The following is a 22,666-nucleotide window of genomic DNA, read 5'->3' as shown; positions in this document are numbered from 1 at the left end:
TTCCCCGCGCATTCGCGCTGTATGTTATGCCAACCTGTCCGCTCATTCCGGCAACATCTCGGCGGCATGCACACCCACCAGAACCGGCACCTGATAGAGGATGTAGGCCAGTTCGGCGGCATTCATCTGCGGGCGCCATTCGATCTGCAGGTCTTCGGGATGCTGGGTGACGACGAATGTGTTGGCATCATCGGGCGGCGCGCTCAGGTTCAGCGTTGGCGTACCAGCGCCGATTTGCAGGAACCCGTCATCGGCCGCCGGATCAAACACGTCGGGCCAGGCCAGATCGTTCCACGTTACCAGATCGCCCGCGCTTTCGATATCCAGTCCAAAACGTGGCTCGCCCGGGCGTTCCTTGATCACAAAGAACCAGCCAGGATCTTCGTCGCCTTCTTCGCCCGTGCCGCCTTGTGCTTCTGAGGCTGTCAAATCAAACCCGATAAAGGTGATATCGGGTGGCGCTTTCGCCTCATAGAGCGGCGTTCGGACAAGTTCCTCTTCGCTGCCTACCGTTTCTAATTCGCGCGGGTTGAAGCGGTCAATCTCGCCCTCTTCGGTTAACCGCCAGCGGGCGCGCTGCGCATAGATCACCGCGTTTGGGTATTTCTTCAAAAGCTCGCCCCGGATCACTAGAACGACCTCTTCCTCGTCATCCCCGGGTTCTTCGCGGTGGTCGTGATCACCCAGATCACTGAACCGCGACCAGAGGTGAATGGGCGGAATATCCCTAAGTTTCTCGCGCAATTCCTCTGCGCTCAGCCCATCGCGGTCCAGAACGCCGGCCGGGTCCCAAAACTGACGAAAATAGCTGCCGCGCTGATCTGTTGGGTATTCGCGCCATAAAAGCTCGGCACCCATGGCGACGTTCAGGCCCAACATATAGGCCTCGATAAAGCGCTGATTGGTCTCAAGCAGGGTGATCGTGTTGGGCGGGATCTTGTCGATATTGGGCAGGAAATTGTCCCCCGGCAACGCCAGCAACGGCTCGTACATGGGGATATCGAATTCCGGATAGGCCATTGCCTCGCGGAAGATCTCAAAATTCAGCGCCACAATATGGGCAGGAAAGGTGATACCAGTATAGGTGAAGTCCGGGATCGTAACCTTGGGATCCAACCCAGTATAGACCGATCCGACGATCGCCGGAATGTCGATCGGGTCACGCTGCGGAAACTGACCAATACTGGCGCTGACATCCAGCAGCGCATGCACATCTTTCAGCGCCCCTTTGAAACGGATCGCCTCGGGGCTGTCCGATGTTCCGGGCACCGGTTCGGGCAATTCGGGTACAGTTCCGGTCAGGGGCGGGACGTCCGCCAGTTCAAAGTCGGGATACTCGGGCAGCGCATCAATGACCTCGGGCGCATTGCCTTCGGGCAGTACCGCATCTGCAATCTCGCGCGCCCTTTGCAGCCGCTCGATCAGGATATAGCCGGCGACGCCCAAAGCTATGGCAATCAGCGCTGGCAGCCAAAGCGCCAGCAGTAGAAACAGCAGCGCAATCAGCGCAAAGATCCCCAGCACGATCCATTTCAGAAACGGGTTTCGCAACACGTCTTCGGGGATTGGCAGCCCGCCCAACGGGCCATCTTGTTCAAGCTCTTCGGCCAGCTCTTCGACAGTCGGCAAACCTTCTGGTGTCACGCGCGGAGGCGCGGCGCTGATTTCGCCGCTGTTGACCCGGTCCACCAAATCCTCGGGGCCTTTTGGGTTGTCAAACCCCAGCTCGGCGGCAACATGATCGCGCGGTCGCAGGATACGCCGCATCGTAGGCGACAAGATTGCGCTTGGCACCGTGCTTTGCCGCAGCTGATGCCGTATGTTCACCCCTTGCGACAGCACCCGCCGTTGCACCGGAGCGGTCAGGTACAGCGCCCGCTGCGTACTCAGATCGCGCACGCCGCCCAGGCTGCTGCCATACCAAGCGCCCGTGGCAACCTGTGCCATCTGAGCCAGTCGGATGCGTCGGTTAGCGGCAATGATATCGCCCACCTGTTCCCAGGCGGCGTCCATGTATTCTTCCTGGTTCTTCTCCAGCACCTTGGTGCCAAACCCCGCCGCGACGCGGAAGCGCGGATCCAGGTTGACCTCATGCAGCCAGTTTTCATCGGGTGTGATCGGATCACCATCGGCCTCTGACAGCAAACGATCTTGCAACGCGTGCCAGCGCCCATACAGCGGCGGCGTGATCAGCGGATCGGGATCGCCGTTCTGCTGATAATCGTCGGCTAAGTTGATGAAATCGGCCAACCCGGTCTGGAACGCATGTGGAAATGGCTGGTCCCAATCTTCAAAAGCCTGGCGTTCCGCCTCTTCGTCGTCATCCAGCGCTTCGTCTGGCACTTTCAGCGCACCGCCAAGGCGCAACACTCCGTCCAGTTCCGGGATCGCAATCCCCGGCAGGTTTGCACCGGGGCGCTGCACATCCATGTCGCGCCGACCCAGCCGGGGGTCTGGCGGGCGCGGTTTCAAAAGACGCACGAGGTATTCGAAATCGCCAATCTCGCCGGTTTTGAAATACCAACGGTGATAGAAGGGGTAGAGCCCCGGCACTGGTCGGCCGGTATAATTGGCCCAGGCCGCCTGCGTGGCAAAGCGTTCGGCATTGCCATCATCGGGCGGCAGGCCAAGCCCTGCAAGCCTCCCGCTTTCAAAACTGGGCATCAGGAACGCATGATAGCCGGTATCCGGCGCAAGGCGGCGCGGTGAAATAATGCGGGAATAGGCGTGGTCCGCATTGGATTTCAACACATTTTCAAGCCGGGTGCCCGCCATATCCCCATCGGTGGAACGTGTTGTGCCGTCAGACTTAATCAGATCGCGGTTCACATGCACGTGGGCCCATCCCCAAAGCTGATCCTCGGGGGGAAAGGTGGTCTCGGTGGCAGCGCCCAATTCGATGGCGGGTAAGGGGCGCGCCGCATTGATGCCCGCCTCGCTGAATTCGTCATCGCGCAGTACCACAAGGATGATCCAAGGACGAAGCCGGTGCAGCGCCAGATCTGGCGCTGCGGGCGTGTAGCGCCATGGGAAATCTTCTTCGTAGAACTCGATATACGGCAGATAGTTGGGTTCGAAATTGGTGATGTTAGCGCGTGGCTCGACCTTGACGATGGCGCTTTGATTGATGCCAACGACGTCACCCGGGCCGTAGAGTTCAACGTCACGGGTGACATTGGCGGTCAGATCTGTGTCGCCTTCGACCGGCTCACCCGTCAGCTCCAGCGCGACCTGCATTGTTGCGCGGGCCGTGACGGACGGGTCCATATCCGCACTGGAGATGTTATTCGCCATGCCCAAACGTAGCCAGGGCAGGAAGGAATATGTGCCAAGCGTGTCGCTCATGCCGCCTGCCTTACTTCATGGCCGCGCAGCACATGGGCCCTGCCGGCGAATTCCGGATCAGCCCGGGTCTGTTGGTTCATGAATTCCTGTGCCCTTGCCTGACTGAGGAACACGACCTCACCTACGTCTTCAAGCGGTGTGTTGTCGGCCAGATTGGCCACCACATAGGCATTGGGCGAAACCGCGATCTTTTCATCCAGCAGATGCTTGCGCGTCTTGGAACGGATCGACATCGGTGCCTGCGCCACCGCATTGCCGCCAAGGAAATGAGTGAACAGACCCGCAATCAGTGTAACGATCCCCATCAGGAACGGACGGAACGCTTTGTCGATTATGATCGTCTCATAGCGCACGACGCGTTTGGTCATCAGACTGGTCTTGGTCTGATTGCCGGTAACCGACAGTTCGACACCTGCCTCTTCCATCTCGAAATCTGACGATTTCAGCTTTTGATCATCGCTCAGATCCTGGAATTGCCCGATGGCAAAGCTCTCGTCGATCCGACCCCGCCGTTCGATGCCTATCGTGGCGGTCTCAATGCCGAACCTGTTGGCATCGTCAGGGCGCTGATTACCGATCTTGTCCAGCGTCAGCCCCAGCGGCACCGCGCGCTGTGTGATCGACAGGCTGCCCACCGGGTGCAACACCAGTTCGGTCTGCGCATCGACCGTGCGCAGCGACACCAGCAGCGCATTGGCATTTTCCAGCTTGGCGGTCCAATTCTCCACTTTCTCGAATTCGGCCGCCAGGATCGGCATCACCGAGATCGGCGGCAACTTGGTGTCCTCCTTGTCGCCCCAGGTCTTCGAGAAATCCACATCCACATCCCAGAACAAGACCGAAATGCTGCCCGTGCCCTCGATGTGCCAGGGTGATGTCCCTTCAAGCGAGCCGCGGAAGCGGACTGAAAACAACCCAGCGCCAAATAGCTTTACCGACAGCGAGGCAGAGATGGTAATGTTGAAATAGAAGGGCGAGAACTGGAACAGCGCATCAAAGGCGATATGCCCTTCGATGCTGGCAATCTTGATGCCGAAATACAGCGTGGCGCGGGCCCCGAACTGCACCGTGTTGGAGGTGACCGCGAAGTAAGCCGTCACAATTACCTTGGCCACCGGTGTGTTCAGCACGTTGATGGCGATCCGGGGAATATCCTGAAACGGTAGCGCCGGTGGGTTGTAGATCGGGTGGAAACCGCCCACTGAGACCACGAAATTGCTGTCGTCTCCAAAGGCCGCCAGAACTCCCATGCCACCTTCCAGCGTCATGTAAATTACGCGGCTGTCATAGAGCGCCGCAAAGAACCAACCGCGTTTTTTGTCAAACTCGATGGCGCCCATGAAGGCAACGTTGATGATGATCAGCGGCACGCGTTCGTCCGGGATCGCCACCGTCAGCTTGCCAACAATCGCCACATTGCCTGGAATCTCGATCAGGATCCCAAGGGACAGGCTGATCAGCGTCGGCGTGCCCCAACCGAACTTGGCCATGGGCCCGATCAGGAACACGTCCTCTTCAATCGGGAAGAAGGTGCGCAGATCGGAAATGATCCGCGGTGCATTGGCTATGACATCCTGTGGGAACAGGATGGTGTCGATGCTACCAGATCTGGCCCCAGCCACCAGAGCATCCAGATCCATCGACCGGTTCAGCCCGACAAGCCCGCCAACCCCGAGAAGGGTAAACCCAAAGCCCAACTGAATGCCCGGATTGAACTCGACCGAGATGATCGCCAAAAACGCGAACCCGTCCGATCCGTCGGGCATCTTGGTGTTGATAATACCGATTGCCGTAACCTCGACGATCTCGAGAATGGCCAGTTGCAGCACGCCGGAATATTCACCCCGGTCAGGATCGATGCGCAAATACCCGCCACCGCGAACCGCACCTGCGTCGATAGAAACGCCGACACCCACAGGCGGCTTGAAGCCGACACCAAAGTCCAGCGGACCAAGATTGCCCTGCCCGTTCTCGGCAATCTCGAAATCGGCGGTCATGCCGATCTGTTCGACCACCATCTGCAGCGGACCAAGATTACCCTGTATGTCCGTCGCGATTCCAATCGGGAACGAACCGTTGTCGATCCCGACGCTCAGCGTCAGCGCTCCGATCTTCACAACGCCAAGATCCACATGCAGCGGCACCTGCACTTCCAGTGTTGCGCTCCCGTGAAAGAACAGACCCTTTTCCGAGGAGAAGCCCATGCCGATATCGAAATCGGATTCCAGCTCGATCCCGGACAGAAGTGTGGAAATGAATCCATCGCCTTCGCTGAAATCAATGACGACGCGGCCGCCCTGCACCTCGCCCGAGACAATAACCTCGCCATCTGCACCCGCGCCTGAGGCCTGCATCAGCGCCTCAAGCCGGGCCTCGAACTGGCGCGCTTCGACCCGGCTAGCATCAGCTTGCCCGATAATCGTGAAAGGCTGGCCATCCGCCGCTCCTGCCGTAAAGACCAGCGCCGCCTTGCCCGCCGCCGACCCTGCCGGCGGCGTAAATGTCACATTGCCCGTCGGGCTAATTGTGGCGCTGAAATCCGGCACGATTTCCGAGGTCAGCTCCAGCGCGACCGACCAGCCATCACCGTCGAATGTCGGTGTCCCATCAAAGCCAATTGTGTCATTGAAGCGGATCTCCAACCCCGGAGGATTCATCGACGTGTCAGCCGAAATCTCGGCCACGACCGCATCCAGAACCGGCGGGTTCACCCCTGTATCCACGATGGCAGGCAACCCATTGCGCGTCAGTTGCCGCCGTAGGATCGGCAACAGCACAGATCCGTCGAAGCCCGGTGTACCCCAGCCGTACTTGTCTGCCATGGCCTGAGCCGGATTGGTCAGCACATCACCCAACCGTTCGAGCGCGATCCGGCGGTGCAACACCTGTTGTCCGCCCACGGTGACGGGTTCCAAATCGAACAGGCCGAGCAGTTCCAGCGCCTCGGCACCTCCGGGGCTATTTTCGGCATAACGGATGATCAGAACATCCAGCAGGCGACGCGGCAATTCCGCCAGTTCGGCATTGCTGGCCCCCGGATGAGGTCCCAGAGCCTGCAGCGCTGTGGCAAAGTCGCCAGCGTTTTCGATGAAGGATTTGACGTCTTGACCCAGTTGGATGGCCGTGGCCAGGATCGCGCCGAAATCTTCGGCCTCGATATGCCCGATCAGGGTTTCCAACCGCGGCAACAGCACGGCGGCATCCTGCGCCAGTGCCGCGCCCGCGGATTGCAGTGCGCCTTCGGTTTCGACACCGGCGCGCGGCTCGTACCCCATTTCGGCCAGCAGTTCGACAACCTGCCCTTCGCTCAGCCGTTCGCGCACCGGCTGAATGATCCGCGCCAACCAACTGGCCAGGGCTTCGATGGTGCCGGTGTCATCAGCCATCCTGCGTCTCCAGTTTCTGGGCCTCGGGTGCGTGTTTCGTCAGCAGACGCACCCCTTGCGCGGCCGTTGTGACCCGGCCGATCATCGCTTCAAGCTGATCCCCAAAGTTATCCAAATCAGCGCGCAACTCAGGGCTGCCTTCGCGCCACAACGCCATGCGCATGGCTTTGGCCAGCATCAGTGCATCGACCCCGTCCACCTGTTGGGGCAGAGTGTATTCCGGTTTCTGTGCGCTGCGCACCAGCGCGGCAAGCCAAGCTGGCCCCGCCCCGCGTTGCCAGGCCAATGTGACGCCGCGCTTGCGGTTTACATGTTTCAATACTTCGTATTGGTGCCGCTCAAAAATCTCTCGCCAGGCGCGGCCTTGGGGCGTTGCACTCAGCATCCGGTCCAGCGCTTCGGCCACCTGATCCACGCCCGCGCGGGCGAATGTGACATCACCAATGGCGACCTCTCCGGCACTGGTGTCGATGTCATGATCCAACGCTGCAATCGGCGCCCCGGGCGCAGCCCCCAGCCCAGCGCGGGTTCCCGGAACGGTGATCTGCAGCGCCGTCTCGACATCCTCGATATGACAGGCAAAGCCGAAATGCCGGTTATTGGCTGGATCGTTGAAGCCCAGGCAGTACAGGCCCACAATCTCTCCGGCTTCGTTTACCACTGCCGATCCGCTGTCACCGCTTGTTCCAAACGGGATGGTGTCATCAAAATCACCCGCGGCGGCGTCCCAGGTCACGATCATGATCAGATTGGTAAAGTTGAAACTATCCCCGGCAGGCAGATCAAAATCAGAGTAGTCCACGGCGCCTGTGACGTCTTTGCTGGCATTCACGATGCGACCCAGAGTCCTGTCCGTGGATCGACCCGTCTTGGTCACAAGATCATTGACCTGCGCCCGGCGGATCCCCGTCATCTGGACAGAGTTATCAGTGCCGCCAGTTTCCGTGTTCCGGGTCTTGTTCTCGTGCTTGATCGGACTTTTGCAGCAGCAACTGGAGCCTTCTTCGTCCAACAAGGCAATCGCGCAATCGACCGAGCCGCCGATGCTGCCATCCACAACCTCGCCAACCCGGGTGTCACTGCCCCTTGGTGGTTGCAATGCCTCGTGCGGCTCTCCGGTGATGTCCAGCAGATCCCGGTCTCGGTATAACACGTGGTAGTTGCTCACCAATACCGGTTTGTTATCGCTGTTGCGCCTTGCGAAAAAGCCCAGGGTGCCCGCGTGATCGGGGCTGGTACTCAGGGACACGCCGGACAGCAGCGGACGCACTCGCGTGCTGTCTTCCGGCAAAGGTGGCCCGTCGCTTGGCCGCAGAAAGGCCGGGTTCAGTTCCTCATCCACGTCCGTGCGCAGATTGCCCACAAGCCTCGGCACCACGGCGCCCTTTGGCAACTCGGCTTCGCTGCGTTTCTTGTCCACATAGACGACCACGGCGAGCTCTTGCGTCAAACGCCCGTTCACGCGCCTCAATCCCAAGCCCACATCCGTCACATTCGGCAAGGCACGCAGCATTTTCAGAGCGGGCTTGGCAATCAGATCTGTTGCATATGTCATCTTGCCCCTTTCCCTCGTCTAGCCTGCGTTTCGGGCCGCGGCCTCTTGGGTCGCCTTGATGTTGTGGTAAGCCAGCCAAAGTTCATCGGCTGTCCGACAACCCTGCAATATCGGGATCCAACCGATACCCTCGGCCCGGATATCCGCCTTGAGTGCTTCACTGCCGTGCTGTTCCAGCGCCGTGGCCATCGACAGAAGCAATTGTGTGAAACTGACCCCATCCACGTCGTCTGGCACCCGATAGCTTGTGACCCGAGTGGTACGCTCGAACGCGGCCGCAAAAGCGGGCCCTTGCCCTCTCTGCCACCTCAGACCAACCTCGCGATTGGTCTGGATCAGGTTCCACACTTCATTCCAATGCTGTGCGACCTTGCGACCCAGAAGATCCTGGCTGTCGGTTTCGGCCCACAGCATGGCCTCCCAATCCCGTCTCCGGATGACCCCATCCGATCCGGGCTGCGGCAGCATCGCCACGGCGGGCATCGCCGCTGCGGTGGTGCTTTGCGCGAAGACAGTGATATCCAGCGCGGCTTCGACATCGGCGATCGGGTTGGCTACACCGGCATTGCCATTCTGCCCCCAGATCAGTCCGATAACATTATTGTCCTCATCCAGCAGCGCCGAGCCTGAATCGCCCCCTTCCACGAAATTTGGATGCGCTGCATCCGGCGTAACGAAAATCTGATCGGTGAAGCTGAGGCCGGAGTCCGAACTGGTCGTTGCAAAATTGACCATCGATACCGTCCCAGTCGTCAATTCGGTCGTGCGTCCACGCTTTCGAACCGCGTCCCCAACAACGGCGACGCCCGTGCCGGCAATTCCGCCGATCTCGACCACTTCTTGCAAATGCTGGATATCCGCATCAATCGACGCGATTGCGCAATCGACTGTGCCACCGATGGACCCGACCAACACCGCCCCGACCTTGCCAGCCCGGCAACAGCAGCAGCAGCTGAAATCTGGCTGGGCTATTTCAATCCCGGTCGCCGTCGCGCTTTTTCCTGCAAACATCACGTGATGATTGCTCAGAGCTACCGTCGCGCCACCCGAATTCTGTGTCGCCAGACACCCCAACGTACCGACGGAACCGGTTCCGTTGCCGATCTGAATACCTCCCCGGATGGGACGATATCGCGAGGTGTCGGACATTGCCTTTGTTGGCGTCCACACGAAGACATCAGTCTCGATTCCATCAATCTCGGAAGGGATCATCTCTTCCGGCGATAATTCGCTTATCGGGCGCTTTTCCTCGACCCCAATGCGCAGCACGATGTCGTCGGTCATCTTGCCATCGGTGACTTTCAACCCGACCGCCACCGTCTTGACACCTGGAATTTCCAGCAGTCGACCTTCGACGCTTTTTAGAAGAGTTTGCACCTGAACTTGGCGCTTTTTTCGGGCGTCCCTATCCATTCAGATACCTTGCCACGACGAAAATAAAGGCCGCAAAAAGAGAAAATAATACCCATGATTGTAAGTCCGACCGCGATTCCATACAACACAAGCGTGCAGTTTCACGACGTCCTAACAAGCCAGCAGCGACAAGGTTCTTCACCCGGATGTTGCAGACAAATGGATTGCCGAGCAAGATTGTGATCAACAAGAGCGGTGCCAACACCGCAGGCATGAACGCTATCAACTGAGTGCCAAGAGCCTCCAGCAACCTACTCTGTCACTCAGCGATCCCGGGAAGCGTGTAACTTATTTCAAGAAGTCTTTTTGCAAAACGGGGGGAACCGTTTGAGTGTCTCGTTTGTCGGTTTGTTGCTCTTCAAACCCCAATGCAGTCTCAGGCTTACCCGCTCTTTCGAGCTGCGTCGGATTGGCGAATGACAGCGTGAATATGGCAACCAAGACCGCTGCACCTGCGATGAACAACAAGTTTTCTGCAAGCCGTTGGATTTCTGCTTTGGTGGGCATGATTTTCGGGGTCATGGTTTTAATCCTGTTTGATACAGTCAATACGATGGGCCGACACAGCCAGTTGGGCGGGAAAGACTCCTTGGGATCACGCATCGGAACACGTGTGAATCCGCTTTCGGGAACAAGGCGTTCCCACTTCGTTGGTGTTCTGCCAAACCCGTCAGGAACCGGCCCAACAGACGCGCCGCGGAAACTTTTCCAACTGGAACCGATGGACGTGATACCGCAGGACGGCGGCGAGTAGCGTCACTAGCTATGAATTTTCTTTGTGCTACTCTTCATCGCAATATATGGGACGCGGTACCCTGCAAAGTCAGCAATGTTCGGCAGTTCGCGGGGATTGTGACCAAGTGCGCGGACCAGCTCCGAACGTGTAACGCCTGCATCCTTCAACATGCGTTCATCTCCCGCAAGCAGCCGCTCAATCTCTTTTTTTCTTGCCTTTTTGATACGTCTTGCATGTACCCATGATCTAACTCTTGTTGCCCATCCTCTGATTGGATCGCTCACTTGAGTAGCGCTCACACAGTCATTTTCATAAGCCATCTCGAACACTCCATGTCTGAGTCTTTAGACAATATGGGACTAGACAAGCCATTAATGAAACGAGTAATGTTAATATCAGGCATTCACTGAAATTATGTCTTGTCGTATCAGAGGCGCTACCATGAATCCAAATTTAGAAAGTGATCTTTTGCGCACTCTTACCGCCATCGCTGAAACCGGGAACTTCACGCGCGCGGCAGAGGCCGTTGGCCGCACTCAATCGGCGGTGAGTGTTCAGATGAAGAAGCTGGAAGACATAGTTGGTGAGCGCCTGTTCGAGCGTGGCCCACGGGGTGTCACGCTTACACCTCCGGGAGAACAGCTTGTAACGGATGCAAGACGAATACTCTCTCTTCTCGATCAGGCAGCTGTTTCACTGCATTCTGATCCCCTTGATGGGTTCGTCAGGATTGGCATTCCGGAAGAATATGGCGGGACAGTATTGCCCCATGTCCTGTCACGATTTTCAAAGAAGCATCCGCTAGTCGAAGTAACCGTTCGCTGCGCAGCGTCATCGGAATTGAAGGCGGAACTGGACAAGGGTGAACTTGATCTCGTCGTCGTCCATGAGGAAGCAGGCAGAATTGGCGGTGAGGTTCTTCTGAACGATCCGGTGGTTTGGGTTACATCGGACAAGCACTTTCAGCACGAATGTGTTCCGATGCCTGTTGCTTTGTGTGATCGGGGATGCTGGTGGAGGGAATGGGCAATTGCAAGCCTCGATCAGCGTCAAAAGGACTATCGGATCGCCTATGTAAGCGGGAGCACGTTTGGCTTACAAGCCGCAGTCTCATCCGGCATTGCCGTGGCGGTTCTGGCGCAAAGCCAAGTCCCGCCTGATTGCCGCGTGCTGACACCGGAAGAGGGATTCCAATATCTTCATGGGACAAATATGGTTCTCAGGCAGAGAGTTCAGAGCAAATGCAGCACAAAAACAGGAATGGCACAGGCAATCCGTGAGGCTTTTCAAAAACCTGAACTTGCAGATGCCGTTTGATTGCGGGGATTTCGACAAGCTAAGCTGGCTTTGGCCATAACCCCAAAACACGCACCGTGGGATGAATGATGGCCATGCGGTGTTCGCCTCAGGCCAAATGCCAATGTAGATCCAACCACTTAACCAACCCGCTGGTCACAATCTGCCCGAGTTTAGAGCCGTCTTGGCTCAGCTCATTGGAAAATCTAGCAGCTGCCCCATCCGCAATGCGTCGTCCGACGTTTTGATTTCAACGCTGGTACCAATATCTCAGTCGCTACAACGCTGCCCATCTCTTGACCAGCGTAAGCGAGAATTGCCGCCATTCGCATTTCACCCCATGAACCGAGCAGCCAAGGCGTAATCAACCGGGCTAATGTCTCCTTAGCGACCTCGTGTTGATCCAGAAGACTCCATATCAGGGACATGATATCCACCTGAGTGGCTTAAGAGTCCAATATGGAATAAGTCACCCTCTACATCGTTGTCTTTCCGAAACATGTATAATCGGAGTTGGAAGTCGATATGAGAATGCCAACGATAAAACTCTTCCAGGTTTTAATAGTCGCCAGCCTTTTGATCCCCTTGCAACTGGCACTGCCTATGGAGTGGCAAGCCTCGCTGGTTTCTGCCGCCTGGGCTGATGATGACGACGATGGGGATGACAGAGACGATGGGGATGATGATGACGATGACGACCAAATGGGCCAGAGCACTGGTGGCTCGGGAAATGGCCGGGCCTCTTCGTGGAAAAATCCGCTCGGATCGCTGCTGCGGCGGCTGACCGACACACCGCAACCGGCAGAACCAGCACCACCTCCTGCGCGCGTTGTGCTTCCGTCACGCGCACCCGCAGAAGTCGTGGTATCAGATGCGTCCACCGAAGACATCGAACAGCTACTATCAGAAGGATTTGCGGTTTTAGCGACGGAAAACTTAGGGGCGTTCAATCAGGTTCTTACACGTTTGACGACGCCAACGGACCTGACATTGGAGGCCGCTCGGGACCGGGTCAGAGCCCTACCGTCGGTCAGCACCGCAGATTTCAATCACTATTATAGGTTTGAACAAGGCGAAACAAACGTGGCCGTTTCAGCGCCCTGTCTTCACGAAAACTGCGCCGCCTGGGACATTATCCAGTGGCCAGACATCACAAGGGCCAGCGATACGTGTTCCGTTCGCGTTCCCGTGGGCATGATTGATACCGGAATTAACTCGGATCATGAGATCATGGCTGCAGCGCAGCTGGATTTGATTAAGCTTTCCGACCAATCTCTTGAACCGTCTAAGGCGATCCATGGCACCGCGGTTGCATCCCTGATGATTGGCAATCCAAACAGCCGGGTTCCCGGTTTGATTCATGATGCCAAGATCATTGCGGTTGATGTCTTTTCCCGCAGGGGTTCGGATGAGCGGGCCGATCTGGTTTCGCTGTTGCGCGGCCTTGATGCGTTGAAAGCCCGTGGTGTACGCGTGATCAATCTTTCTCTGTCCGGTCCGGAGAACAGCTTGCTTGAAGAGGCTGTCAATCAGTTGGTACAGCAAGATGGAATTGTTCTGGTTGCAGCCGCGGGCAACGCTGGACCATCGGGCAAACCGGCCTTTCCCGCCGCTTATGAACCTGTGCTGGCCGTTACTGCCGTGGACGCCCGGGCACGCATTTACCGTCAGGCGCAGCGTGGGGCACATATCGATTTGACGGCACCCGGCGTGAATATGTTATCGGCCACGTCGATACGCGGTGCACGTCTCAAATCAGGCACGTCTTTCGCGGTCCCTTTTGTTACCGCGGCGGTGGCTCTTTTGCTGTCACAGGACGAAACCCTGTCCCCTGAACAGGTGCGCGAATTCTTGAGGCAATCGGCCCGAGACCTGGGCTCGCCCGGCGTGGATGAGGTTTTTGGGGCTGGCCTGCTGAACGCAGCATCGCTGTGCTAAGGCCGCCAGCCCTGTGCAATCAAATCCGCTTCTTCCGAGGGAGCGAGCGCCTCGCCTGCCCCCAACCGGTCGAGAAATGGCATGAGCCCCTGCATCTCGGCCCCGCTTGCGGTCACAAAACCATCTTCGGTTCCAGACGCCGCAAGTGGTTCTGACAGGGTGACTTCGACCACCCATGTGTCAGAGGCGATGCAGGCAATGCCAAGCTCAATACGCTGATCTGGGCGGTTGATGATCTCGAATTCGCGGCAAAAACCATCCGCCGTCGGAAGCGTGGCAAGGATCATGAATTCCTGATTCACACCAGTTTTTTCGGGAACCCCCGAGGGCAAACGGCGCAAAGCCGATGCCAGGCCTGAGCCACTTTCAACTGGACCAACTGCCAGGTTTGGCGCGGCACTCGGTACTAGCAGATGGGACCCCGTCACCGCCACAAAGGCCAATGTGGCTGCAACAGCCGCCCCGATCCAGACGCGCGGACGCGCGCGAAACGGCAAGATTTGGGCCGATTTTGTTTCGCCCAATAAAGTGTCTTTAACGGCCTGAGGGATAGGTTCATCCAACGGCTCAGCAAAGGCTTCGGACAGCGCTTCGTTAGCGGCCATAAGGTTGTCGACATAGGACTGATCCTGCGGATGATCCGCCAGATGCAAGACGACCGCTGCGGCCTCTTCCGGCGACAACTCTCCATCGGCAAACGCGGCGAGGCGGGACTTGTCTAACACGGTTTCAGCACTCATTGCATCGGTCCTTTCGACATCCCCAATTGCGGTAGCAAAGCGTCCCTGGCCCGCGACAAACGGCTCATGACAGTGCCGACTGGCACCTCAAGCACATCGGCGGTTTCTTTGTAACTCAAACCTTCAATCGCCACGAGTGACAGAACGAGACGCTGCTTTTCTGGCAACGCCCCCATGGCAACCCGCGCCATGTCCAACATCATCCGATCCTCAGGCAAACGCGCTGCCCGCCCCTCATCAGACAAACTGGCGGCCTCCGGATCCAACGCGGTCCCGCGGGTTTTAGCGCGCCTGCGATCATCAATCCAAAGTGTTTGGATAATTCGGTACATCCAACTGTCCATACGCGTCCCTTCACGGAACTGGTCGAGGTTTTTCAACGCTTTCACACAAGCTGACTGCACCAGATCATCTGCGTCCGGTTTGTTGCCTGTCAGTGTCAGTGCAAACCGACGCAGTTTTGGCACCAGCGCGACCAGGTCTTTTCGAAACCGGTCTGTCATGCAGTCACTCCTGTCTCATGTAGTGTCCCCCGACAACGGATCAGGACAGAGTTTATTCCAAAAGATCGGAAACATAAAAACCTACCGCGGGATGGCCAACAGACGCTCGATACAGAGACTGGCTGATGTGCCGCCCTGTAACCACCCTCGCTCCGCGCCTTTAAGAATTTTGGAATAGACCGCCGCCTGAGCCGTTGTACCAGCAAGACAGCAATCAGGAGTTCAAGGATGCTCGATACCGCTATGGATGTCATGCCCGTTTCAAGACCGATGTCAGTGACCAGAGTCTCAGTTTGGTCAGGACGCCGCCAGCTACACGCCGAAATCCGCGTCCCTAAAACATGTTCTCCGGATATGCCACCTCTGGTGGCGCTGCACGGAATATCCCGCGACGCCGCAGGGGTTGCCGGGGCATTTTCAGAGCCATGTGCGAGTAAAGGCCAGGTTCTGATTACTCCATTGTTCACGAGAGAGAACTGGTCGCATTTTCAACGGATCGGCGGTTACCGCCCGGATCGTGCGCTTCTTGCCCTGCTCGCCCTGGTGCAGCAGATGGGATTGGCAAGAACAGACAAGGTTGAGATGTTCGGCTATTCCGGTGGCGCACAGCTCGCACACCGGTTTGCAATGCTGTACCCGCAACGGGTGGCGGCCCTGCACCTTGCTGCTGCTGGCTGGTATTGCCTGCCTGATTTGACGCAGCCATTTCCGATGGGTCTGGCCCCGTCAGAAACGAACCTTAAAACAAACATTCCGGCTTTGGCGCACAATCAACTGAGGCACTTTCTTGCCCTGAAACTGCGGGTCTACGTGGGCGCCGAAGATCATCACCGGGATGAAGCCTTACGCAAAGAGCCGTGCATCGATGATGTTCAGGGACGCCACCGGTTGGCGCGTGCGCGTTACTACTGCAAAGCAGTTCGCGCCGCGGCTGATGCGCGCGGTGTCACGGCCGACCTGTCGCTGTGTGAACTTCCGGGATGTGTCCACAGCTTTTCAGACTGCGCGGCAGCGGGGTTAACCGGACTGGTGTGCAGCGACTAAAACGTTTTACTTACAGGAGTTTAACTATGAAAAACTGCAATTTCAAAACCGCGAAATGGTGCTTTGCAACACGCCGCATTGATCAGAATCTTGCCGGCGGGCTGTGCCATGATTTCTCGCAGACAAAACCGGGTGATCTTATCCTCGGTCGTGTAAAGTCGATCGGCAACCACAGGCGCATCCAGCTGCCTGAGGGGCGCCCCTCGACCCTGTACCCAGGCGATCTGGTCGTTCTGCCGTGCGGAGCCCGGTATGCCCCCGATCAGTTTGAAGGCTTTGCCGAGATCGATGAACAATGTAGCGACATGCTTGCTGGTGGTGGGTGTATCGGGCGGATGGTGCAGCGCAATGAGCGCATCAAACCCCCTACGCGTATTCAACCTTTGGGGCGAATCACATCCAAGGACGGAACCGTTCTAAACACCCGTGATTTCGCTTTGGCCAAACCGACCACAACCAGCCAAATCCCGGTCATCTGTGTCGTGGGCACCTCGATGAACTCAGGCAAGACAACCGCAACGGCGGCTCTTGCCCATGGGCTGACAAAGGCGGGTTGGCAGGCCGCGGTACTAAAAGGGACAGGCACGGGCGCATTTGGCGACTACAATGCCTACACCGATACTGGCGCATCTTATGTCGCTGATTTTACCGATGCGGGCATGGTCACCACCTATAAGGAGCCCTTGCACAGGATCGTTGAAGGCATAGACACATTGCTAAGCGAGGCTGAGACCCGCGATTGCAACATCGCAGTGATGGAGCTGGCAGATGGCATTTTCCAACAGGAAACGGCCGCCATTCTGGCGACACCCTCAGCACGCGGTAGGTTCTCAAAATATCTATTCGCATGTTCAGATGCCGTTGCGGCTGCGGGCGGCGTCGCTGAACTGGATCGCAACGGGATCCGTCCAATTGCTTTGACTGGGATGCTGTCATGCTCGCCCATGGCCGTGAACGAGGCCCAAATCGCGACGGGTGTTCAAGTGCTGACAAAGGGTCAGCTGCTTGATCCGGCTTATGCCAACACACTGGCGGCACGTACCCTGATGGGTCGATCCGCCCTGGCGGCATGAACCCCCCCGCACTTTTTGTTGGTTTAAGACGGCGACTGCTAGGATGGGTCCTGATTTCGACCCTTCTGCAGGCGGTGGCTTTCGTGACGGTCGCCGTGGCAACGCGCAGGGTTTTTGTGGCGCTGCATGCCGGGTCTGGACTACCCGTAGCAGAGATAGCATTGGTTGGCGCCGCGGGAGCTTGCGCGGCTGTGATGCAGCTGACCATTCGGGTGCTCGCTGAACACTTGGGGCAGGATTTTGCCAAAGACGTTCGCCTAACCTTGTTCGATCACGCCAGTCGGAGCGACCAGAACGAACTGAACCAAAAGCGCTTAGGCTATCATGTTCTGCGGTTCACAGGCGATCTGAGTGCACTGAAAGGCTGGCCCAGCCTTGGATTGCCCCGATTGGTGCAGGCCTCGGTTCTGTTGCCCGTATCCACCGCCGTGCTGATCTACCTGGACAAGCAATTTGCTTGGGCGGCGGTCTGTGCCCTTCTGCCCACAGCGATTTGGGTACCTCTGTCACAAAGCAGGTTGGTGCGTGCACATCGGACGTTGCGCCAGCGCCGCGCGCGGCTTGCCGCCGATGTCACCGAACGCCTGCCGATCGCACCCCGACTAGCAGCATTGGGGCGCCGGAGGACTGAGTCAAATTTGCTGTCTCGCCGCGCAACCCAGGTCGTCGAGACCGCCCGAGGCTTGTATGGCCTCATTGAGGTCCGAAAAGCTGTCCCAGAGGTGTCGGCAGCCGTCGCGGCCAGCCTGATCATGTGGATTGGCGCGCTTGAAGGCATGCCAACCGGGACAATTGCGGCCGCTCTGGCAACGCTAGGGCTGATGATCAGACCATTGCGCAATGCGATGGCATCCGGCGATCAGGCAGCAAGGTTTCACATTGCTCACAACAAACTGATCCGCGCCCTACAGCGTCCTTTGTCTACACGAACGAACTCCAAAAGCCGCCTGCGTCGGAAACCAGTTTCAGTAGAAGTCACGTCTCATCACGGACCTGCTCTGAAGTTGGCTCCGGGGCAGACCGAGGCTGTGTCCAAGACACTGATGGATCAAATCGAAACCGCTTTTACAGGCAATTCCAAACTCGTGGATGTTAAGCTCAAACTAGACGGAAAGGACATTTCCAACTTATCGCCGGGCAGCCTGCGCCGCTGTGTGGGGATTGTCACCGAACGGCCATTGATCCTGAAGGGAAGTATGCGCCGTGCAGTGACCTTGGGCTTGCGGACAAGACCATCAGATGATCAGATCCTACAAGCCGCCCGCGATACAGGATTGATGAACGTTATCAATGATATGGGGGGGCTAAGTTCCAAGCTGTCAGAGCGCGGCGCCAACCTTTCAGCAGATCAGAGGCTGGCCATCTCATGCCTGCACCTTATGCTGCAAAAGCCGGGCGTCATCCTTGTACTCAGTGCGCCGCCTGTCCGTGTACGTGCATCCACTATGTGGCAAATAGCGACCAAACTCGTAACCCTCCCCTATCCATCAGGGGAATCATGAACTGGCTTTCGACTTGCCACGCCCAACAGTCATTCACTCTCTAACCCTAACAATTTCAATGGTCACAAGTCTGCGTCAAGACCGCGTTGTTGCGTAGATCGCGGATGGTCTGAGCGATCGCTCGATGCGGTTATTCGACACCTAGTGGGCTCGATGATCGACGCCCGGATCGTCTCACAACTCACCATGATCCCTTGCTCGGCAAGCAGATCCTCGTCGTTGCGCAGACTGAGCGCAAGGCGATGGCAAGGCCAGACCGCATTGGAAATGATGGATCTTAGAAAACGATAGCCCGTCAGACGAGGCTAGCGAATTTGGCTGATCATCGTTCGGGCTAGGGGCATTTGGGATTGTGGCTAACACCTTGACGATCCCCAGGATCAGCTTGGCAATGCCTACCTGACTCTAAGCCGGAATGGTGAAAACTCGATTGCGCCTCAACGCGCTCACGCCCTGGAACCTGATCGGTATCGGCTCACCACTCAGGGGGTTACCAGATCCGTCAGGCCGATGCGCATGAATATGCAGATGCGGATCCGAGGAGTTTCCCGAATTGCCAATTTCACCCACTAGCTGGCCGATCTTGACCACATCCCCCTTCGCAACCGAAACGCTGCCTTTGCGAAGATGTGCCAGACAAACCTCGACCATGCCAATTTCGGGATGGTCACACTGAATGCAGACATGGTTTCCCAACGGGGTGGTTCGATCCGAAGCTCCCAGCGGTTGGTCGTCGGCGCCGTCGCTTGCGGCACTGACTTGCCCTGTGACCGGTGATAACAGTGGATGCCCATATATCCAGAAATCACCCACACCTCGCGGATAGACCCTGCGCGTTTGCAGACCGAGCACCCCCGCAGCCACAATGTCGACCCCGTATGACTGGCCACGAAGATCTGAAACATTCAAGCATTTCAGGTGATGGTTCAAAAATCGGCTGGCTCCACCTTGTATGACCAGAAATCGGCCATCTGATACCGGGCTGTGCACATGCAATTCGGCCACCTCGGCAAGTCGCTGGCGTTTCACAAGAAAGCAAAACACACCAATTGGCAGGCCGATCAACAGCCCTACAAAAGCGTCAGACCACGTGCCAACCGGCGAGTCGGATTTTGCAAAAATGGCCATTGCCATGGCGACCCCGCTGACCAGCATGATCCACCTGTCCCATGGCGGCGTGCGCGGCAGCATGATCTGGAAGAAAAGGCAAAACACAGCAAAGGTCAAAACACCGGACATCTGCTCGGCCAAGCTTGATGCAAGGGTGGCTTGAAACGCCATCACCGGAGGCAGGGCAGCGTTCGACAGTGCTGCCAGAAGTGGGCGCGGGATATACATCGCCGCGCAAACCCTCTAATTGCTGACTTGGCCCACACCGTCTTCGAGGCTGTCGGCAATCGACAGAATGCGATCAAACCCGCTCATTTTGAAGACGTTGCGAATATTGTCATTCATCGCACAGAGGATCATCTCCGCAGCAGTTCCCTTGACTTTTTTTGCGCCCATCAGGAATACTCTCAGCCCCGCACTGCTTACGAAATCAACGGCTGTCATATCCACGAGCGTCGACGTCGCCGCCCCGTCAAGCTGGGCGATAAGTGCGCCTTCGAACTGAGGGGCGGTTGAACTGTCGATACGGCCAGTAACAACCAGCTGCGCGTAGCCGTCATGCTGGATGACATTAATCTCCATCGGTCGCTCCCATGTAGCCTAGTGGCTTTAACTGCTCTTGTTGGTTCGCGCTAAACTGGCAGGCTAACCAGCCAAAAGTCAATTGATGCCACCACGCGACGCCGCAAAAAATCTCCGTACGCTTCGGTCGGCCGTCAGGAAACGCACGCCCAGTCGAGGCCTTGGATGAAACGGTGTTCTATGTCGTCTGCTGCGAAATCTTCGAAGCACAATGCTGAAAGAGCAAGCAAAACCTTCCCGAGATCTGGCGAAGCGCCCAGTCGCGGTACGACATGATCCTGATGCAACCTGTCCATCACTGAAGCCGCATGGGCAAGCAGTCTCAGCATGCCGCGTTCGGCAGCGGGCGTGAGATTCTGGTCAAGGTATATTCGGGCGCGGGCCTTAGGCTGAAGCGCGCGGTCTGGTGTCAGACCGATCATAGTCAGAAACAACTCTGCATCGAACTGACCGGTCGCGGCGACAAGACCAGCATAGTCAGCCAGCAACTCGTCATACAGGTCGTTGCGCATTTGCCCGCAAACACGCCGAGTGAAGTAATGAGCGCATTCATGTTCCAGCCGGATCACCCGTGATAACTCCAGGACCTTTTCCTGACCACCGGGCAAATCATCGGCGGTCACGTTGCTGTAGGTTCCGCGCGACAGGATTATGAACCGATCCTGATATAGAGGTTTGTTGGGCACAATCTCTGCCCGGAAATACGCTGTCCAATCAAACTCGGAGTTGCCGTCGGCAAGCCAATCTGCCCTGAGCCGCGCTATTCGGTCCCAGTTGTTGAACCCTGACACCATAGCCGCCCCCATACTGCTGGGCACAGCAACGGGTTCGCTGCGATACAAGAATGCGCGCAGGAGAGCTTCAAAATCTGATCGCGTAGCAGGCTCGAGAACGGGTATTCGCCCGGCCGCTGTCTGGTGTAGCGTCACCTTCAAAGCCTGTGGCGCTTCCAATTGCAAACCCTCGCCGGGGTCTGGTGCCAAAGACAGGTCCCCCCGTTTGGTCGCGGCCAGATAGGCGGGGTTCTGACCTTGCATATCTGAAATCTCGAAGCGCAGCTGTGGGAGCGACGTCGACAATTTCAACCAGATGTCTGGGCTGCTCGCATAACTATCCCATGTTTCCACAAAGGGTTCGTCCGGCAATGGGAAATCCGGAGCCTTGTTCGGGCCTTCAAACGGCGGCGAAAGCGTCGCCAGAAGGCACTCCGCATCTGCGCCTGTTACACCTGCGACGCGCAACGCATTGGGTGCTTGCTCAAGCATCGTAAATCACCTTTACTTCCCAGTACATTGAGGGTGCGGTTACGTTGAAGACACGGCGCCACCTGGTATTCTTAGCAAGCTCAGAAGGTCCCATGTCAAGACTCTTACTGCACATAGGCCACTCCAAGACGGGCACCAGTTTTTTACAGGCACTTCTGAGGGAAAATCGATCTGTGTTGGCACGGCACGGCTATGATTACCCGCCGCCTTCTTGGCAGGAGAACGAAGAAGACAACGCGGAAGTCGGTCAGGGCAATGGCCTCGTGGCGGCGCAAACCCCGAAGGCGATGCAGGCATTACTGCTAGACCGCCCCCGCCCCGACCGAGGGCTGATACTGTCGAGCGAAGAGTTCTTTCCACAACTCGCAACAGCCTCGGATCCGGAGCGTCTGGGGCAGCTGGCCATCGAAGCTGGTTATGACAAAGTTTCCATTTTGCTTGCGATCCGAGACCCTGTTTCGCACGCGGCGTCGCTTTGGATGCAATATGTGAAACGCGCAGGCGGGACGGCCCCGTTAGAGCGTTTTTTTGACCTTTACACCGTACCCGATCTCGCCCTGCGATTTCTGGAAGCTTATGACGACCAACCGAATGTATCGATCAAATTGTTCAACTACAGCCGCCACAAGGCGCATCTTACAGACCGCCTGGCAGATTGGCTTGGCCTAGAGGCACAAGACCTCAATGCTCCAAGGGCCCCAAGAATCAATCGGGGCCTGACCCGCGCGGAAACGGAGTTACAACTGGCACTGAATACAGAAATCGGCCGGCGCGGCCGCATCCTCTCAGACGCGCTCTGCAGTGCGTTGCCAGAAGTCACTGCACAGGCGGCCTACCCCGCAAAATGCGTCCAGGCCGCGATGCTGGACAGGCTGTCTCCAACTCTGGGACGACTAAATTCGCGCCTTGAACCGGACGAGCGCTATCAAGATACCTTGCACGAGCCGATGACGCTGCTCCCCCAAAATGAGGCAAATTTCCTTTCACAACATCAACTTAGAGTTGTGGGCTCGGTATTAGGCCATGAGATCAGGAACCTGTTGAAGTCAAAAGTCGATAGCGCCAGCGAAACGCTTTATGAATCTCTTGACGGAACGGTTTTCACCGCAGAGAATTCAATCAAAGGGTCAACCGAACCGGAGCGTGGCGGACAACCGTAGGAAATCCGGAAAAGGGCC

17 protein-coding genes and 1 pseudogene are annotated in these 22,666 nt (G+C 57.3%); 8 read left to right on the top strand and 10 right to left on the bottom strand.

Annotated features, from left to right (window positions below):
* Window positions 1-42: 42 nt before the first annotated feature.
* Genes ACR0BU_RS14050 through ACR0BU_RS14035 form a run of 4 tightly spaced genes read right to left on the bottom strand, consistent with a single transcriptional unit; the run spans window position 43 to window position 9,699 of the window.
* Window positions 43-3,345: a hypothetical protein gene (locus ACR0BU_RS14050; protein WP_480737942.1), complete on the bottom strand. Its 3,303-nt coding sequence runs from the start codon at window positions 3,343-3,345 to the stop codon at window positions 43-45.
* Window positions 3,342-6,731 (bottom strand): DUF6603 domain-containing protein, encoded by a 3,390-nt coding sequence (locus ACR0BU_RS14045; protein ID WP_480737941.1) that lies wholly within the window; start codon window positions 6,729-6,731, stop codon window positions 3,342-3,344. Before ACR0BU_RS14045 ends, ACR0BU_RS14050 begins: the two co-directional genes overlap by 4 nt.
* Window positions 6,724-8,286: a hypothetical protein gene (locus tag ACR0BU_RS14040; RefSeq protein ID WP_480737940.1), complete on the bottom strand. Its 1,563-nt coding sequence runs from the start codon at window positions 8,284-8,286 to the stop codon at window positions 6,724-6,726. The genes ACR0BU_RS14045 and ACR0BU_RS14040 overlap by 8 nt, the downstream gene beginning before the upstream one ends.
* 18 nt (window positions 8,287-8,304) lie before the next feature.
* Complete coding sequence (locus ACR0BU_RS14035) at window positions 8,305-9,699, bottom strand: Nal1-like putative serine protease (RefSeq protein ID WP_480737939.1); 1,395 nt, start codon at window positions 9,697-9,699, stop codon at window positions 8,305-8,307.
* A gap of 98 nt (window positions 9,700-9,797) precedes the next feature.
* Here ACR0BU_RS14035 and ACR0BU_RS14030 point away from each other — a divergent pair.
* Both ACR0BU_RS14030 and ACR0BU_RS14025 read left to right on the top strand, forming a co-directional pair.
* A pseudogene (locus ACR0BU_RS14030) lies at window positions 9,798-9,926 on the top strand (IS6 family transposase); the annotation flags it as partial.
* Window positions 9,927-10,129: 203 nt separating this feature from the next.
* Window positions 10,130-10,453 carry a hypothetical protein gene (locus ACR0BU_RS14025; RefSeq protein WP_480737938.1) on the top strand — a complete coding sequence of 108 codons (324 nt, stop codon included), beginning with the start codon at window positions 10,130-10,132 and terminating at the stop codon, window positions 10,451-10,453.
* 5 nt (window positions 10,454-10,458) lie between these two features.
* Here the strand turns inward: ACR0BU_RS14025 and ACR0BU_RS14020 are convergent, their stop codons facing one another.
* A complete protein-coding gene (locus ACR0BU_RS14020; protein WP_480737937.1) occupies window positions 10,459-10,755 on the bottom strand; it encodes a hypothetical protein in 297 nt (98 codons plus the stop codon).
* A gap of 121 nt (window positions 10,756-10,876) precedes the next feature.
* Between ACR0BU_RS14020 and ACR0BU_RS14015 the strand changes: the two genes are divergently transcribed.
* Together ACR0BU_RS14015 and ACR0BU_RS14010 are read left to right on the top strand one after the other, a co-directional pair.
* The gene (locus ACR0BU_RS14015; RefSeq protein ID WP_299083775.1) at window positions 10,877-11,752 is read left to right on the top strand and encodes a LysR family transcriptional regulator; all 876 of its coding nucleotides are present in this window, start codon (window positions 10,877-10,879) and stop codon (window positions 11,750-11,752) included.
* Window positions 11,753-12,256: 504 nt separating this feature from the next.
* Window positions 12,257-13,669 carry a S8 family serine peptidase gene (locus tag ACR0BU_RS14010; RefSeq protein WP_480737936.1) on the top strand — a complete coding sequence of 471 codons (1,413 nt, stop codon included), beginning with the start codon at window positions 12,257-12,259 and terminating at the stop codon, window positions 13,667-13,669.
* Here the strand turns inward: ACR0BU_RS14010 and ACR0BU_RS14005 are convergent.
* The gene (locus ACR0BU_RS14005) at window positions 13,666-14,409 is read right to left on the bottom strand and encodes an anti-sigma factor family protein (protein ID WP_299083780.1); all 744 of its coding nucleotides are present in this window, start codon (window positions 14,407-14,409) and stop codon (window positions 13,666-13,668) included. The two genes, ACR0BU_RS14010 and ACR0BU_RS14005, sit on opposite strands and share 4 nt — an antisense overlap.
* Window positions 14,406-14,912 carry an RNA polymerase sigma factor gene (locus ACR0BU_RS14000; protein WP_480737935.1) on the bottom strand — a complete coding sequence of 169 codons (507 nt, stop codon included), beginning with the start codon at window positions 14,910-14,912 and terminating at the stop codon, window positions 14,406-14,408. Before ACR0BU_RS14000 ends, ACR0BU_RS14005 begins: the two co-directional genes overlap by 4 nt.
* Window positions 14,913-15,140: 228 nt before the next feature.
* On the opposite strand from ACR0BU_RS14000, the gene ACR0BU_RS13995 reads away from it, so the two are divergent.
* The 3 genes from ACR0BU_RS13995 (at window position 15,141) to ACR0BU_RS13985 (ending at window position 18,531) form a co-directional block, all read left to right on the top strand.
* Window positions 15,141-15,956 carry a hypothetical protein gene (locus ACR0BU_RS13995; RefSeq protein ID WP_480737934.1) on the top strand — a complete coding sequence of 272 codons (816 nt, stop codon included), beginning with the start codon at window positions 15,141-15,143 and terminating at the stop codon, window positions 15,954-15,956.
* Window positions 15,957-15,982: 26 nt separating this feature from the next.
* Window positions 15,983-17,029 carry a DUF1611 domain-containing protein gene (locus ACR0BU_RS13990; RefSeq protein ID WP_480737933.1) on the top strand — a complete coding sequence of 349 codons (1,047 nt, stop codon included), beginning with the start codon at window positions 15,983-15,985 and terminating at the stop codon, window positions 17,027-17,029.
* Window positions 17,030-17,112: 83 nt separating this feature from the next.
* Window positions 17,113-18,531 carry an ABC transporter transmembrane domain-containing protein gene (locus ACR0BU_RS13985; RefSeq protein WP_480737932.1) on the top strand — a complete coding sequence of 473 codons (1,419 nt, stop codon included), beginning with the start codon at window positions 17,113-17,115 and terminating at the stop codon, window positions 18,529-18,531.
* Window positions 18,532-18,936: 405 nt separating this feature from the next.
* On the opposite strand, the gene ACR0BU_RS13980 is transcribed toward ACR0BU_RS13985, so the two are convergent.
* The 3 genes from ACR0BU_RS13980 to ACR0BU_RS13970 form a co-directional block, all read right to left on the bottom strand.
* On the bottom strand, window positions 18,937-19,869 hold the full coding sequence (locus ACR0BU_RS13980) for a M23 family metallopeptidase (RefSeq protein WP_480737931.1): 933 nt from the start codon (window positions 19,867-19,869) through the stop codon (window positions 18,937-18,939).
* 15 nt (window positions 19,870-19,884) lie between these two features.
* Window positions 19,885-20,223 carry an STAS domain-containing protein gene (locus ACR0BU_RS13975; protein WP_298934736.1) on the bottom strand — a complete coding sequence of 113 codons (339 nt, stop codon included), beginning with the start codon at window positions 20,221-20,223 and terminating at the stop codon, window positions 19,885-19,887.
* Window positions 20,224-20,357: 134 nt separating this feature from the next.
* Window positions 20,358-21,488, bottom strand: coding sequence for a DUF7005 family protein (locus tag ACR0BU_RS13970; protein ID WP_480737929.1), 1,131 nt, complete (start codon window positions 21,486-21,488; stop codon window positions 20,358-20,360).
* A gap of 92 nt (window positions 21,489-21,580) precedes the next feature.
* Here ACR0BU_RS13970 and ACR0BU_RS13965 point away from each other — a divergent pair, with 92 nt between their 5' ends.
* Complete coding sequence (locus ACR0BU_RS13965) at window positions 21,581-22,648, top strand: hypothetical protein (protein ID WP_480737927.1); 1,068 nt, start codon at window positions 21,581-21,583, stop codon at window positions 22,646-22,648.
* The last annotated feature ends 18 nt before the right edge of the window (window positions 22,649-22,666 follow it).

It is taken from the genome of Ruegeria sp. CK2 (genome assembly GCF_056536585.1).
This window is presented reverse-complemented; position numbering and strand designations above follow the sequence as displayed.